Below are 13,110 nucleotides of genomic sequence, written 5' to 3' on the forward strand. Positions count from 1 at the left end.
TAAGGCAACTTTCCTATTTTTCACTCCTTCCCCTCACTTTCTTTCCATGCTTTTCCGGCAGAAAGAAAGCGGAGGGGAAACTCAAAAGATATATTATGGACTTACATTCAGGATTACCCTATTGGATCATCAGAAATTCCTTATTGGACTATTTTCAACCTTTGGAGGATGATCTGTCAACGGATGTCGTCATCATAGGTGCCGGTATAACGGGCGCCCTGATGGCACATGAATTATGCCGTGCCGGAATAGAGTGCTGCGTGGTTGACAAACGCAGTATTGCAACCGGAAGTTCCGCAGCAAGCACCGCTTTACTGCAATATGAAATAGACGTTCCCCTCTGCCGGATGGCGAGAATCATCGGTGAGGAGAACGCGGTGACAGCTTACCAGGCATGTCTGCAATCCATTGCCGATATTAAAAAAGTATTGGAAGAAACCGGTGTCAATGCCGGCTACGAGCAACTGCGCAGCCTTTTTTATGCCAGCAGTCCGGCAGACAACAGGTTACTGGAAAAAGAATATGAAATACGGAAAAAGAATAGGCTGCCGGTCAGTCTGCTCAAGAAAGAGGAAGTCAGGGAACAATATCATGTGGAAGTACCCGGCAACGCCCTGATGAACGAAGCCTCCGCACAGATGGATGCCTACAGAGCCGCGACCGGGCTGCTGACATATCATATGAAGGAAAACGGTCTGAAAGTTTTCACCCATACCGGTATAAAGGAGTGCATCGAAACATCTGACGGATGTATCATAACAACAGACAGAGGCCATGAAATTAAATGTGGATATATAATTATAGCCGCAGGATTTGAAGCCGGAAGATTTCTTCCGCAGAAAATCATGGATCTGACTTCTACATATGCGCTCATATCACATCCGGTAGCCCCAAAAGAACTGTGGCCGACACATTGCCTGATTTGGGAAACAGCCGACCCCTACCTGTATATCCGCACCACTGATGGGAACAGGATTATTGTAGGCGGTGAGGACGAGAAGTTCAGCGATCCGCAACGCCGTGATTCATTGCTCAGAGAGAAAACCCGGATCTTGGAGAGAAAATTCAGGGAGCTGCTGCCAGATATCCCTTTCAAGACAGAAATGGCATGGTGCGGCACATTCAGCACAACTAAAGACGGATTGCCTTTCATCGGTACCTGGCCCGACAAAGAGCGGATTCTTTTCAACTTGGGATATGGCGGAAACGGAATTACTTTCAGCATGATCGGAGCACAAATAATAACTCGTAGGCTACAGGGCATCAGGGATGAGCACGACTGTATTTTCGGTTACGAGAGAATCAAGCAGTACTGGTAAGGCCAGTCATCCCTTCACAAGAGACGATACTCTCCCGACACTTTCATGCGGGCACGAATTCCACCGTATAATTTACAAAAAAGCGAGATTCGTGCCTGCAATGTTATCTTCATACAAGTGCTTTGGGCGCAGACCCTTACATACAAATATCCCAAAAACAAAAATGAACCGGGCACTATTGCCGACATACGCATTTTTTGTTTTGGGATATCCCTGTCCAGTTAACATGAATGGCTAGGCGGCCATCAATATCTTTTGAGACCAGCACCCAGCCACTGTGTCATACGGGGCTTGCCGTAAAAGTAATAAAACAGCAATCCTATCCAACTGGTAAGCACCACCAGGACAATGGCTATCAGCCTTCTTTCCGCCGGCGCCTGAATGCGCCATATCTCCAAAGCCGCCCTGATAGTCAGAACCAGGCCTACAATCCATATTACAAGTCCAACCATAATTTATTCGTATGTAAGATGTTAATACTAGCAGAATGATATAAGCTCAAAATCAGTCAAGTTTTTTACTTGCTTCTTTTTTTACGTCATTATATCCTTTCTTTATTTCCTTCTTGGCCTTTTCAGCACCGTCTTTGACATCTTTCTTTGTATCTTTCCATGCATCCTTCACAGCTTCAGCGCCATCCTGAACTTTATCGGACACTTTATCCGCCGCGTCATTAATATCTTCTTTTACTTTTTCAACTTGATGTCTCGCTCTGTTCTGCTCTTTTTTATCACGGCAGGATGTGAAAGATACTACCAGTGCCAATACAAAAACTGCAAATAATATTTTTTTCATATTCATTCATTTTTAATTATATTACAACTGTCCGGGAACTGGACTCCCGGACAGTCCGTACAAATTTTAAGATACTAAACTATTACTTCTTCTGCGCTTTTTTGCTTGAAGTTGAAGACTTACACTCTTTGGCCTGAACACTCTTCTTGGTGTTCTTTGCCTCTTCCTGTTTCTTTTCAGTTTTCTTGTTCATAATTAAGATGGTTTATAGTTAATAATTACAGCGGTTTTAAACCGGTGTTTCTTTCAATTCAAATTCATTTATATTCGCACCAGGACATATCCTTCTTGGGGGTAGCCGACAGCACCTGCCCGCTGCGCTCCTTGGACAATTGGGCTTCTTTCATTGTAATTTCTTTTTCCGAGCGGTCGGTACCTTCGGGTTCTCTATCCAGCAATCCGTCAGTGCTTCTCACTTCTTCGAGCGGTTTTTCTATATACTGCCACTGCTCTTTCAACTGCGTGCTCTCCCCCTCATTCCAAGGCCCACGTGCGTCTTCACCTTTCGATAGGTTGAAATACAGGTTGCTGTATTTGGGGGATGTCTGGAATACTCCCGGTGGAAAATTGGGTTGGATTGTGTTCAAAGCAGCTTCAAACTGCTGGTAATGTGTCACCTCACGGGTCATGAGGAAACCGAGTGTTTCCTTCACCAGGGGATCGTCCGTCAATTGAAGAAGGTTTTCATAACCTATTTTGGCACGGGCCTCTCCCGCCATATTGGAACGCAGGTCCACTGTCAGTTCCGCCGTGGCGGATACATAGGTTGCGCACCAAGGGTTACCATTACTGTCCGTCAAAGCCGGACTGCCGGGGGCACCCACCAGAAATTGCGGATTGGTGAACGCTTGATGGATCAGGTCTTCTTTAGCTGCCTTGCCGCTCATCATCGTGTGGAGAGGCGTATCTTCAAGCGCATTCTTCATTTCCCCATTGACCGGTCCCAGAAGCATCTGGATAGTGGCTCCCACAATTTCCAGATGTCCGAACTCTTCAGTGGCAATATCCATCAGCAAGTCATATTTGTCCGGAAAGGGATTGTGACAACTGAAAGCCTGTACAAAATACTGTAAGGCGGATTTCAACTCTCCGTTCGCGCCACCGAATGCCTCAAGCATTACACGTGCAAAACGCGGGTCGGGTTGTGACACCCGGGCGTTGAACTGCAAGTCTTTTACATGATAAAACATAATTTTTTCAATTTGAAGTTAATAATTCAGGTTTATTCGGGTGTGTTCTCCACACACCCGCCGAGCTTGTACAGCTCGAATTCATACTTTCTTATGTAGGGACAGTCCGCATCACATATCTTTTTTTGATCCGCCCTGTTTCCGGCAAAAGAAATGCATCTGTTCCCGAACAGTCTGCTACAACAAAGCCTGTATGCCTCGAGAGCTTTCTTTTTTTCTTCTCTGCAACCTTCAGCATATGCCTGTAGCGATACCTGGTGCAGTTCCTCATAATTTTGCCCTCCACTTTCAGCGGATAATTGATGTTTGAGGCATTCTTCCCATTCCATAAGCACATGAGTAGTAAATAGTTACCTGACGGTTTATTTTTTCGCTTCGGACGCAATTGTTTGCACCTTCCCTTTCAGGTCATCAGCTTTACCGACAAGGTCGGAAGCTTTGTCAGCCACCTTGTCCGCTACGGCTTTTCCCGTATCCGACACCTTTTTCTTGGCTTCCTCCACCATGTCTTCCGTCTGGCCGGCTATCTTTTGGAAGGTATCACTTACTTTTCTTTTTAACTTCCTGGCTTTGGAAGTGCGTGAGAAACGGTAGGCTAAAGCACCGATGACCGAGCCTATTCCAAGGCCGAGCCACAAACTAGAATTTCTATTTTCCATAATTAAGTTGGTTTTAAACGGTTAAAATAATTAAAGTTCAGTTTTCTTTTTGTTACTAAATAACGAAACGATCCATAGCAGTACGACAGCTCCCACAATTGAAGTTATCAGGCTGCCTAGCAGACCTGTCGTTACAACTCCCAGCAGGCCGAACACCCACCCGCCCAGGACGCCACCAACGACACCCACCAGCAGATTGACAAGGAGCCCGAAACCACCGCCCCGCATGAGCTTGCCGGCAATGAATCCGGCTGCAATTCCGATAATAATGTACCATAGAAAATACATAGGCTGATTTTTTTTTAAAAGTTATACACTCTGATTTAAAATTTACATGTAAATATATAGGTAGATATATCATACGTTTATTTCAACTATATAAGGTACTACTTTCAATCCTTTACTTTGAAATCAATTAACTTGTTTGGGAACACTTGAAAAGAAATAAATTATAGCCCCGATGATAGAACTGGCTATTAGTCTGACCCATAAATTAAAACTTAAACTTTTCATGGCTGTAGATTTTAATAATAAAACAATCCTGATATTTTATTCTTTCCTAATAAGGCAGGGAATCTAGTTATGACAATCCGGTATGCCATGCGGTTCTTTTTATGCAATTTGACAACTGGGAATGTAACTAACTTTAGTCCCTGTCATATACTGAAAAAACAGAGGATTGAAAAAAAAGGTTCGGGATATAAAAACTGAATTAACATCATTTCTCTGTTTATGAAAAATTGAAAAAAACACTCGTATATTAACTTTGTGTTTCTACAATTATGTATCGATATATAGTAAACAAATGTAAACAAACGTTTGTTGTTTCTATCAAAAGAAAGGTATTATACTTTCAAAATAACATTTTATTAACTAAATGCCTTAATTATGAAAAAATTATTTTTACTGGCCATGATTGCATTGGCATCAGTGGGTGTAAAGGCCCAGACCGTTAAAGGTGAAGCCTCCTTAATGGGTAATATCGGTTATCAAACGAATTATGAAAGGTTCGGTTTGGGAGTGCAGGGACGTTATGCGATAGCGAATAACCTTCGGATTGCTCCGGATGTGACTTTTTACTTTCCTAAAGATAAGGTTACCGGATTGGATGTGAGTGTGAATTTCCATTATGTATTCAACTTTAAGAAAGACGGTCAGGGATTCTCTGTATATCCGCTTGCAGGTATCGGTATGCAGAACAACTTTTATGGGAAAAAAAGTATTGAAGTGGACAGGAGAGAAGTGGAAATAGACCGGAGTAACTCCACCAAATTTGCCTTTAACCTTGGAGGAGGCATCACGTTGCCTATTTCTGAACGGAGTTATCTGAATGCCGAAGCCAGGTTTATGTTTGCCAAAGATAATAATGTGGCAATTATGCTGGGGTATGGATACAGATTTTAGGGAAAAGCGGAAGTTTTAATGGTTGTTATTAAATAACCCCCATATTTTGTCTTATAGTAGGAGGTTGTGCCAGAGTTTTGGCACAACCTCGTTACTCATTTCAGACTCCGAAGTCGCTTTTGTATGAAAAATCATTATCATAAGAAGCTATAAGGTCAAAAAACACAGATGTTAGTAACCCTCTGGTGTATAATATATAGAATAAATTCCATTGCTTGAAACTGGAGTTCTTTACGAAACTTTATTTAGAGAGTTCTCCTTTACCCCAGTCGGTGACTGTTTCTCCGCTATGGTATTACAGGTACCGTTAAAAGAGGCCTGAGGCTCAATCTCCAGTTTACAGGTATAAATGTCACCATTCATCGTGCAGCCTGATTTCAGGGATAGTTTATCCGTTATATGTATATCACCCTCCAATGTACCTTGCAGTATGGCCAAGGAAGAACTTACATTCCCTGTTACCTTTCCTTGAGGACCGATCACAACAGTATTATGACATGCTATGTCCCCTTCTATGATTCCATCCACCCGTAAACTTCCCTCTACTTCAATCGTGCCTTTCAAGATTGTACCAGTAGCTATAGTAGTCAACTTTAAAGGCTCGGAGGTTGCAATACAACTTACCTCCTTGTTTTTCTTTCTGCCAAACATAGTATCTATATTATTATTTTTTTAGTATGCCCTTGCTTATGGGTTTGCAAAAGTAATGAAAAAGAGGAAGTTTCAAAAATTGGAAAAGGAAAACCAAACCAAACGAACAGAACCAATCCTCCCTACTTTGTGTTTCTTATCTGCGGCAAGGGTAATTATTATATAGAAGGTGCCCAAGTATCCTGAAACATTTCCTGTTTCAACATTAAACAAACCATTGTCACTTTTAATGCTACTTTTGCCGTTCAAATTTAAAATTAAAGAAATGGCAACAGTAAAGCTAACGTTAAACAGACACCGCTGTCTTAAAAGCGGTACCTACCCGCTGGTATTCCAACTCATTCACCAGCGTCAGAAAAAACTTATATATACGTCATACAAACTCTTTGAGGAGGAATTTGACCCCACCATACAGTGCGTGCGTTTTGTTTCCAAGAACGTGCGTAGCAAACGGGAAGTTGGAGAACTGAACCGGGAGCTCAGGCAAATGCTACGTGAACTGAATACCCATATTTCTGTATTGGAAGCACGCCGAAGTCCATACAGCGTATCAGACATAGTGGTGAAGTACGATATCGGGCACAATAAACTGAACCTGCTGCATTATATGGACTTGAAGGCGGAAAACAAACACACCCTTAAACGGTTCGGAACGGAATCTGCCTTGCGGCATACCCGTGCGTCAATAGCAGAATTTACAGGCTCACGCATAGTGTATATATCAGAGATTGATGCGTGCTTTGTCAGTGAATACGAGACATTCCTATACAGGCGAGGCATAAGCCCTAACACGGTGTGCTATTATATGCGTAACCTTAAATCAATATACCGCCAAGCAAAAAACGAGGGATATCGCGTAACAGATACCGATCCTTTCATTCATGTATACTTCAAACCGCGTAAAACGGTCAAGAGGGCCTTAAAGCGCGCGGAACTGCAAAAAATCTATCATGCCGATCTTGCAAGATCTCCCCAGCTTGAATTTGCCAGGGACATTTTCATGTTCAGTTACTTCTGCCGGGGGATGCCCTTTGTGGATATCATATACTTGAAGAAACGCAATGTGAGCAATGGGGTGATCGGTTATTTCAGGCATAAGACGAACCAATGGCTTCAAGTCTCGCTCACAGCGCAACTAAGAAAGCTGATTGATAAATATGACTCCGTCTCTCCGTATGTCTTTCCGGTTCTTCACGGGGAGGATGACTGGCAACTTCACCGCCAATATCGGCAGATGCTGGAATACGTGAACCGCAACCTAAAACGGATTGGCAAAATTTGCGGCATAGACACTAAACTCACCACTTATGTGGCGCGGCATACATGGGCGACGTTAGCCAAGGAAATGGGGACGCCTGCCGCCATTATCAGCGAGGGATTGGGGCACACTACCGAGAAAACCACAAGAATCTATCTGAAAGAATTTGACCATAACGTGGTGGACAAAGTAAACGAACAGATGTCAATGCTTTAATTTTTTTTAAGAAACGGGGTGTTGACAACAAATGTGAAAAACGTTATTTTTGCGCCCGTCTCTATATATAATAGAGCAGTATTTTTACATTTGTTTTTTTATCTAAATCTTTTTCGGCTGCAAAGATATATAAAATTATGCATACATATATTGCAAATTAGTGCCAATTTGTATTTACACATATTGCCAATTTATATATTTCCTATTTTTCGCTTACATGCTCGTAGAATAGGTATGAGTATATAATCAACACCCCAAATCTATTTGTTTGATTTCTCCGTTCAGGCACTTTTGTGCAAGTTCGGTTGGCGTGAATCCCATATTGCGTTTACAGAAATTACAAAAGTTGCTTGTGGATTCGAATCCTAATTTATCGGCAATCTTCTTTGAAGTAGCGTCCGGAGTTGAAAACTCCTTTATTATATTATTGCACGTTTGTTTCAGCATCCATTGGTATGCCGTCATGTTGAACTCCACTTTGAATCTCCGAAAAAAGCTCCGTTTGCTCATGTTCGAGATTGAAATCAGTTCATCAAGCGAGTCTACCTTTTTATAGTTTTGGCAAACGAATGCTTTAAAATCCATTGAACGATTCACTAGCGGGTAGAGTAGTTCGGTGATTTCCTCCTTTGAATAATACGCCCTTAGGTAAAAAAGCAGTTCCATGTGTTTCAGTTCGTGAAAATGTTTGCAATACATTTCATTACGAAGACAGAAGGCGAGTGTCTCACAGAACTCCGGTAGTGGCTTGCGCACAGGCGTAGGACGTAAGTTGTAGTTTATTTTTGGCTTGAAGTGCGAATAGCTGCGCAAGACCATTTTGTCACAACAACTCACTGGCACTTCAAAGCGCATATCCACAAACCTAAGCCGTTGGCTCACCCTTCCCCAAAAACGGGCGGACATTGGTATCAACACCATCTCTCCTTCGGAAAAATTCCTCCTTGTGAACTGGTTGCAGTCGATAACGCAATTTCCCTCCACAAAAATAAGCAGGTGATGCGTGGAAGAAGTATCCAGTGTTATCAGCATGCCTCCATCAAGTTCTTTATAATCGAAAATGGTGTCGCTCTTCGTAAGATAATGTTTGCAGGATAAATGTTCCTTAAAATAATGTAATGATTGGTTCCTTTCGCTCATAATACCATATTTATATAACTAAATGTTTCAGTATTGTTTCAGCACTATTCTATATAATTACCTAAAATACATGCTACTGTATCTCTAAAATCAGACCGTTTCAGTCATTCTTTGCAATGCTGAAACATATGATGTATAGAACATGATATAACTAACTATAAATCATTGGTTTCTTATATCCATATTGACAGTACTGCTCTATTATATATAGAGCAGTACAATATGCCAGAAAACATAGAAGGATTTTGTTGATAAAATAAATATGAAAAGGAAGCTATTATTAATCATGGTTATGATTCTCTCGTTAGGGTCGGTTCGCGGGCAGGGATATTCTTGCGCTGACACTTTGGGGCTGAGGATTCATTTCCGGACTGGACGCTCCCAATTGGAGCCATCGTTCAGTAACAATGCTGCAGTGCTGTCGGATGCAGTGAAGCTGCTCCGAAGACTCAAGGGCGACTCGACTATCGTGTTTCGTCAGTTGCGTTTGGAGTCCGGTTCTTCACCGGAGGGGACGAACAATCTCAATGAACAATTGAGCCTAAAGCGAGGCAATACAATGCGTAACTACTTTGTACGGGAGGTTCCGCTGGCGGATTCGCTCATCGCACTAAGTTCGCACGGTGTGGATTGGGATGGGTTAATCAGGTTGGTGACAGCCTCGCAGATGCCTTACAAGGAAGAAGTGCTTGGCATCCTGAATAATACTCCCGAGTGGGTATTCAAGAACAATAAGGTTGTAGACAGTCGCAAGAGGCAGTTAGGTATGCTTCGTGGAGGGCGTGCCTGGAACTATATGTTCAAACATTTCTTCCCGGAATTGCGCGGCGCATGCATTAGTGTGGTGTGTGAGTATGACACCATCCCTGACCACAGTGTAAATATAGCCCAGGCCTCTGACTTCTCCATCAAGGCGAATGTCTCGGCAGACAAGGCGCTTGCCGCAGCGGCACGTGCCGAACGTGAAGCGGATATCGCTGTAGCAGCCGCCGCCGAGACAGTGGCCGCCGCCAAGGAGACGCTTGTTGGTAACAAAAAAATCACGCCTGAAGAAGCGGCTACCATTCGGGCTTCGGCCGCTCGGGCTTCGGCTGCAGCTCAAAGAGCACAGGAGGCTGCCGACGCCGCGATCGAAGCTGCTGACGAAGCTTTCGCAGCAGCCGCTCAGGCGCGCCACCATGCAGAGGAGATACTTGCTGCCATTGGTCATGTGCCCGCCGACCACGTGGCAAGGGTAAACGCCGAAGCCGTCATCGCCCGTACACAGGCACAGGCCGACGAAGCGGTTGAACGCGCACGCGCTGCCGCTGAAAAGGCAAGGCGTGCAGCTGCCGAAGCCGCTCAGGCCAACATCATGGCGGCCGATGTTACCGCGCAAACCGAAGAACGCATCCGCTTGCCCTTCCAGGTAGCTGTCAAGACCAATATGCTCTATGACCTTGCCCTCGTTCCCAACATCGGGATTGAGTTCCATCTTGGACGGGGATGGACCGTGGGAGCATCCTGGATGCACGCCTGGTGGAAGAACGGTCGTGCACATAACTACTGGCGCATCTACGGCGGCGAGCTCGACGTACGCAAATATTTCGGTAGCCGTGCGGAACGCAAGCCGCTAACCGGACACCATCTGGGGCTCTATTTACAGGCACTAACCTACGACTTCGAGTTGGGTGGAAAAGGATATATGGGCGGAAAACCCGGCGGTACGCTCTTTGACAAGGCTTCCTATGGGGCCGGTCTCGAATACGGCTACTCACTGCCAGTGGCACGCCGCCTGAACATCGACTTCGGCATAGGTATAGGATACTTTGGCGGTGAGTATCGCGTGTACGACCCGCTCGATACCCATTATGTGTGGAAAGAAACTAAGCACCGTCACTGGTTCGGTCCCACCAAGGCAGAAGTATCGCTTGTGTGGTTGATAGGCCGTGGCAACTGTAATGAGAAGAAAGGAGGAAAACTAAAATGAGAAAAATATTCGGCATACTATCAGTCGGGGCATTCTTGCTGCTTAGTTCGTGCGAACACAAGGAACTTTGCTATAACCACACCCACAACGCGGAGGTGAAAGTGGTCTTCGACTGGGCGAACGCCCCCACTGCCAACCCCGAATCAATGGACATTTATTTCATTCCCGAAGAAGGGGGTAGCCCCCAGCGCTACCAATTCGGTGGCAAGCACGGCGGAACGATACAGGTACCGTTGGGACGATATCACGTCATAGGCATCAACAGCGACTCAGAAACCAATCTGATAGCCGGTGCCGATAAATGGGAGAACTTTGAAATAAGAACCGTAAACACCTCGTTACTTTCGTTCCTCGGAGTACGCGGAACCGAGCCTCCCCGCGCCGATGGTACGGAAGACGAGCGTGTGGTTCACGCTCCCGACAAACTCTGGCACGCTGCTGACACAGACCACCATCTGGATGACCCAACCAAAAGCTATGTAATTACGCTCTATCCCGAAAACGGGCTCTGCAACTACACGGTGAAGGTCATCAACGTCACAAATCTGAAGTATGCCACCAACCTGAGCGGATCACTCTCAAGTATGGCGGGCGGACTGAAGGCGGCAATGTGCGAACTGACCACTGACCGTGTGACTGTCTCCTTTTCTTCAGATTCCGACCAGGAGTCTGTCATCAGTAGCCGCTTCCGCGTGTTCGGTCACTGCCCCTCGCTCAACGATCCTCACCAGCTAACCATCTATGCCGTGGTAGCGGACGGCAGCAAGTTCTATAAGACTTTTGACGTCACGGAGCAAATACACACCGCCGCCGATCCCCGCAATATAGAGATCCTCATCGACGGTCTGGAACTTCCCAAGCCGATTATAAACGGAGGCGGTTTCAATCCGGATGTGTCCGAATGGGGAGAGGGAGAGGATGTAGAGATCCAGATGTAACAACACTATAAAAAAGCATAGTCTATTTTTTTTTAATTAATCACTTAAAACAATTTTATTATGAAGAAAAAAAACTATCTTCTGGCCTTGGCTGCTTTAGCCATGGTGTCTTGTTCCCAAGATGAAGTGATCAATGACAATGTCGCTTCTCAAGAGGCTGCAAAAACAGGACAAATCACTTTCCGAACTATTTTGGATAAATCGCTCATCGGTACACGTAGTACTAATTTGCTGACCGGGGAGAACATCAACAAATTCAAAGTAGTCTGCTACACCCATGAGAATAAGCATTACTTCGGTCCTATTGATGTTACAAAAGAAGGAGATGCGTGGACTTATCAGGGAACTCACAACTGGAAAGGAAAAGACAAATTCCTAAGATTCTTTGCTGTTACTGGTACAACGAACCAGTATTTCAGAGAACCGACTACTGAGGAAATCGGTAGCTATGGTAAGTATCCATTCATCAAGGATTTCGAAATCCATCCAATACACTATCTGGATCAAACCGGTAATTATACAGACAGTATAAATAATAGCCTAGAGACATCACATCACGGGATGCACGATGTCGCTATGGCTCAATATGATGGAAGGGAAAGCGATGGACAGGGCAATGTACCATTGAACTTTTATCATTTGATGTCTAAAATTAGTGTGAAGGCAAAGTGCGACAAACCGGCAACTGAGCGAAAAGTGGAAGTAATGGGAGTACGTATAGTTAACATGCAGAACCGTGGTACTTATAAATTAAATGGTATTCCAGATGTGCCAACAGAGGTGAGAGATACCGTAATAGGTGAATGGAGCCATACAGATGTTACTCCGCATGGGGACTTCCGCATTCGCTGGAATACAAAGCAAATGCCTCTTACTCTAAATGCTTCAGCACAATCTATTCTACCGGCGGGACAATCATTCATGGTATTCCCGACGAAAAAAGCAAGTACAGAGTGGAGCCAAACAAACACTAGTGGGACATATCTTTCTGTTATCTGCCGCGTAACTACATTCGACGCTGAAAATCGCCCACATATAGTTGTAGGAAGTGAAACTAAGTACGGTTTGGCAATGCTTCCTCTTTCATTCAATATTGAGGGCGGCAAGCAATATACTTATACTCTTGACTTTAGTAACGGTTCCGGACAAGTTGACCCGACTCCACTGCCCGAACCGGATCCGGATGTTGATCCTACTCCTCCGGGAGGTGGTGATGGCGGTGAGGAGTATGAAGGCCAACCTATTAAATTTACAGTTACTGTAGAGGGCTGGGGAACCGATAATACCGTAGAAATACCACCTATGTAAAACCAATGTAATTATTCTATAAAATCACTCGGTGATTTATATTTTGACCGGGCGGGGTTGGACCGTTTTAAGCTCTTGGCTATTGGTTGCGCAGAGATAGGTATCCCCTCTAGTTTTGGGTTTATTTGGGGAGCACTCCGAGGTGAAAGCCGGTGTGCTCTATCCCCCTCCCGGTTTCTTATTCAGGCCATGTTTATCTTGTTTTTTATATGCGCACCGGCCTTATTTTTCTGTCTGAAGATTTAGAGAAAACTACGATTAAA

Annotated in this window: 14 protein-coding genes; 6 read left to right on the plus strand and 8 right to left on the minus strand. The window is 44.4% G+C overall.

Annotated elements, in window-relative coordinates; all coding sequences use genetic code 11:
• Nucleotides 1–95 precede the first annotated feature (95 nt).
• Nucleotides 96–1,319 (plus strand): NAD(P)/FAD-dependent oxidoreductase, encoded by a 1,224-nt coding sequence (locus tag ACHLI0_RS14410; RefSeq protein WP_490749453.1) that lies wholly within the window; start codon nucleotides 96–98, stop codon nucleotides 1,317–1,319.
• 245 nt (nucleotides 1,320–1,564) lie between these two features.
• On the opposite strand, the gene ACHLI0_RS14415 is transcribed toward ACHLI0_RS14410, so the two are convergent.
• The 6 genes from ACHLI0_RS14415 to ACHLI0_RS14440 all read right to left on the minus strand — a co-directional run bounded on the left by ACHLI0_RS14415 (nucleotide 1,565) and on the right by ACHLI0_RS14440 (nucleotide 4,251).
• Nucleotides 1,565–1,771, minus strand: a complete 207-nt coding sequence (locus ACHLI0_RS14415; RefSeq protein WP_490749454.1) for a hypothetical protein — start codon at nucleotides 1,769–1,771, stop codon at nucleotides 1,565–1,567.
• Between the two features lie 52 nt (nucleotides 1,772–1,823).
• Nucleotides 1,824–2,114 carry a YtxH domain-containing protein gene (locus tag ACHLI0_RS14420; protein ID WP_490749455.1) on the minus strand — a complete coding sequence of 97 codons (291 nt, stop codon included), beginning with the start codon at nucleotides 2,112–2,114 and terminating at the stop codon, nucleotides 1,824–1,826.
• 257 nt (nucleotides 2,115–2,371) lie between these two features.
• On the minus strand, nucleotides 2,372–3,304 hold the full coding sequence (locus ACHLI0_RS14425; protein ID WP_490749456.1) for a manganese catalase family protein: 933 nt from the start codon (nucleotides 3,302–3,304) through the stop codon (nucleotides 2,372–2,374).
• Between the two features lie 32 nt (nucleotides 3,305–3,336).
• Entirely contained in the window at nucleotides 3,337–3,633 is a 297-nt protein-coding gene (locus ACHLI0_RS14430; protein WP_490749457.1) for a hypothetical protein, read from the minus strand.
• A gap of 33 nt (nucleotides 3,634–3,666) precedes the next feature.
• Nucleotides 3,667–3,963, minus strand: coding sequence for a YtxH domain-containing protein (locus ACHLI0_RS14435; RefSeq protein WP_490749458.1), 297 nt, complete (start codon nucleotides 3,961–3,963; stop codon nucleotides 3,667–3,669).
• A 30-nt stretch (nucleotides 3,964–3,993) separates the two neighbouring features.
• Nucleotides 3,994–4,251: a GlsB/YeaQ/YmgE family stress response membrane protein gene (locus tag ACHLI0_RS14440; protein ID WP_490749459.1), complete on the minus strand. Its 258-nt coding sequence runs from the start codon at nucleotides 4,249–4,251 to the stop codon at nucleotides 3,994–3,996.
• A gap of 600 nt (nucleotides 4,252–4,851) precedes the next feature.
• Here ACHLI0_RS14440 and ACHLI0_RS14445 point away from each other — a divergent pair.
• On the plus strand, nucleotides 4,852–5,367 hold the full coding sequence (locus tag ACHLI0_RS14445; RefSeq protein ID WP_490749460.1) for an outer membrane protein: 516 nt from the start codon (nucleotides 4,852–4,854) through the stop codon (nucleotides 5,365–5,367).
• Nucleotides 5,368–5,598: 231 nt separating this feature from the next.
• Here the strand turns inward: ACHLI0_RS14445 and ACHLI0_RS14450 are convergent, their stop codons facing one another.
• The gene (locus ACHLI0_RS14450; RefSeq protein WP_490749461.1) at nucleotides 5,599–6,018 is read right to left on the minus strand and encodes a bactofilin family protein; all 420 of its coding nucleotides are present in this window, start codon (nucleotides 6,016–6,018) and stop codon (nucleotides 5,599–5,601) included.
• A 265-nt stretch (nucleotides 6,019–6,283) separates the two neighbouring features.
• On the opposite strand from ACHLI0_RS14450, the gene ACHLI0_RS14455 reads away from it, so the two are divergent.
• Nucleotides 6,284–7,492, plus strand: a complete 1,209-nt coding sequence (locus ACHLI0_RS14455; protein WP_490749462.1) for a phage integrase SAM-like domain-containing protein — start codon at nucleotides 6,284–6,286, stop codon at nucleotides 7,490–7,492.
• Nucleotides 7,493–7,738: 246 nt separating this feature from the next.
• Here the strand turns inward: ACHLI0_RS14455 and ACHLI0_RS14460 are convergent, their stop codons facing one another.
• Nucleotides 7,739–8,632 (minus strand): helix-turn-helix transcriptional regulator, encoded by an 894-nt coding sequence (locus tag ACHLI0_RS14460; RefSeq protein ID WP_490749463.1) that lies wholly within the window; start codon nucleotides 8,630–8,632, stop codon nucleotides 7,739–7,741.
• A 262-nt stretch (nucleotides 8,633–8,894) separates the two neighbouring features.
• On the opposite strand from ACHLI0_RS14460, the gene ACHLI0_RS14465 reads away from it, so the two are divergent.
• The 3 genes from ACHLI0_RS14465 to ACHLI0_RS14475 are packed head-to-tail and all read left to right on the plus strand — an operon-like array spanning nucleotide 8,895 to nucleotide 12,847.
• Nucleotides 8,895–10,601 carry a DUF3575 domain-containing protein gene (locus ACHLI0_RS14465; RefSeq protein WP_490749464.1) on the plus strand — a complete coding sequence of 569 codons (1,707 nt, stop codon included), beginning with the start codon at nucleotides 8,895–8,897 and terminating at the stop codon, nucleotides 10,599–10,601.
• Nucleotides 10,598–11,539 carry a DUF5119 domain-containing protein gene (locus tag ACHLI0_RS14470; RefSeq protein ID WP_490749465.1) on the plus strand — a complete coding sequence of 314 codons (942 nt, stop codon included), beginning with the start codon at nucleotides 10,598–10,600 and terminating at the stop codon, nucleotides 11,537–11,539. Before ACHLI0_RS14465 ends, ACHLI0_RS14470 begins: the two co-directional genes overlap by 4 nt.
• A 60-nt stretch (nucleotides 11,540–11,599) precedes the next feature.
• On the plus strand, nucleotides 11,600–12,847 hold the full coding sequence (locus tag ACHLI0_RS14475) for a fimbrillin family protein (RefSeq protein ID WP_490749442.1): 1,248 nt from the start codon (nucleotides 11,600–11,602) through the stop codon (nucleotides 12,845–12,847).
• Nucleotides 12,848–13,110 lie beyond the last annotated feature (263 nt).

Source organism: Bacteroides sp. RCH18 (assembly GCF_058231005.1).

Excerpts from the sequence above, each read along its gene's own strand:
- ACHLI0_RS14410 (WP_490749453.1), top strand. The coding sequence starts at position 96 with ATGGACTTACATTCAGGATTACCCTATTGGATCATCAGAAATTCCTTA.
- ACHLI0_RS14415 (WP_490749454.1), bottom strand. The coding sequence starts at position 1,771 with ATGGTTGGACTTGTAATATGGATTGTAGGCCTGGTTCTGACTATCAGG.
- ACHLI0_RS14420 (WP_490749455.1), bottom strand. The coding sequence starts at position 2,114 with ATGAAAAAAATATTATTTGCAGTTTTTGTATTGGCACTGGTAGTATCT.
- ACHLI0_RS14425 (WP_490749456.1), bottom strand. The coding sequence starts at position 3,304 with ATGTTTTATCATGTAAAAGACTTGCAGTTCAACGCCCGGGTGTCACAA.
- ACHLI0_RS14430 (WP_490749457.1), bottom strand. The coding sequence starts at position 3,633 with ATGGAATGGGAAGAATGCCTCAAACATCAATTATCCGCTGAAAGTGGA.
- ACHLI0_RS14435 (WP_490749458.1), bottom strand. The coding sequence starts at position 3,963 with ATGGAAAATAGAAATTCTAGTTTGTGGCTCGGCCTTGGAATAGGCTCG.
- ACHLI0_RS14440 (WP_490749459.1), bottom strand. The coding sequence starts at position 4,251 with ATGTATTTTCTATGGTACATTATTATCGGAATTGCAGCCGGATTCATT.
- ACHLI0_RS14445 (WP_490749460.1), top strand. The coding sequence starts at position 4,852 with ATGAAAAAATTATTTTTACTGGCCATGATTGCATTGGCATCAGTGGGT.
- ACHLI0_RS14450 (WP_490749461.1), bottom strand. The coding sequence starts at position 6,018 with ATGTTTGGCAGAAAGAAAAACAAGGAGGTAAGTTGTATTGCAACCTCC.
- ACHLI0_RS14455 (WP_490749462.1), top strand. The coding sequence starts at position 6,284 with ATGGCAACAGTAAAGCTAACGTTAAACAGACACCGCTGTCTTAAAAGC.
- ACHLI0_RS14460 (WP_490749463.1), bottom strand. The coding sequence starts at position 8,632 with ATGAGCGAAAGGAACCAATCATTACATTATTTTAAGGAACATTTATCC.
- ACHLI0_RS14465 (WP_490749464.1), top strand. The coding sequence starts at position 8,895 with ATGAAAAGGAAGCTATTATTAATCATGGTTATGATTCTCTCGTTAGGG.
- ACHLI0_RS14470 (WP_490749465.1), top strand. The coding sequence starts at position 10,598 with ATGAGAAAAATATTCGGCATACTATCAGTCGGGGCATTCTTGCTGCTT.
- ACHLI0_RS14475 (WP_490749442.1), top strand. The coding sequence starts at position 11,600 with ATGAAGAAAAAAAACTATCTTCTGGCCTTGGCTGCTTTAGCCATGGTG.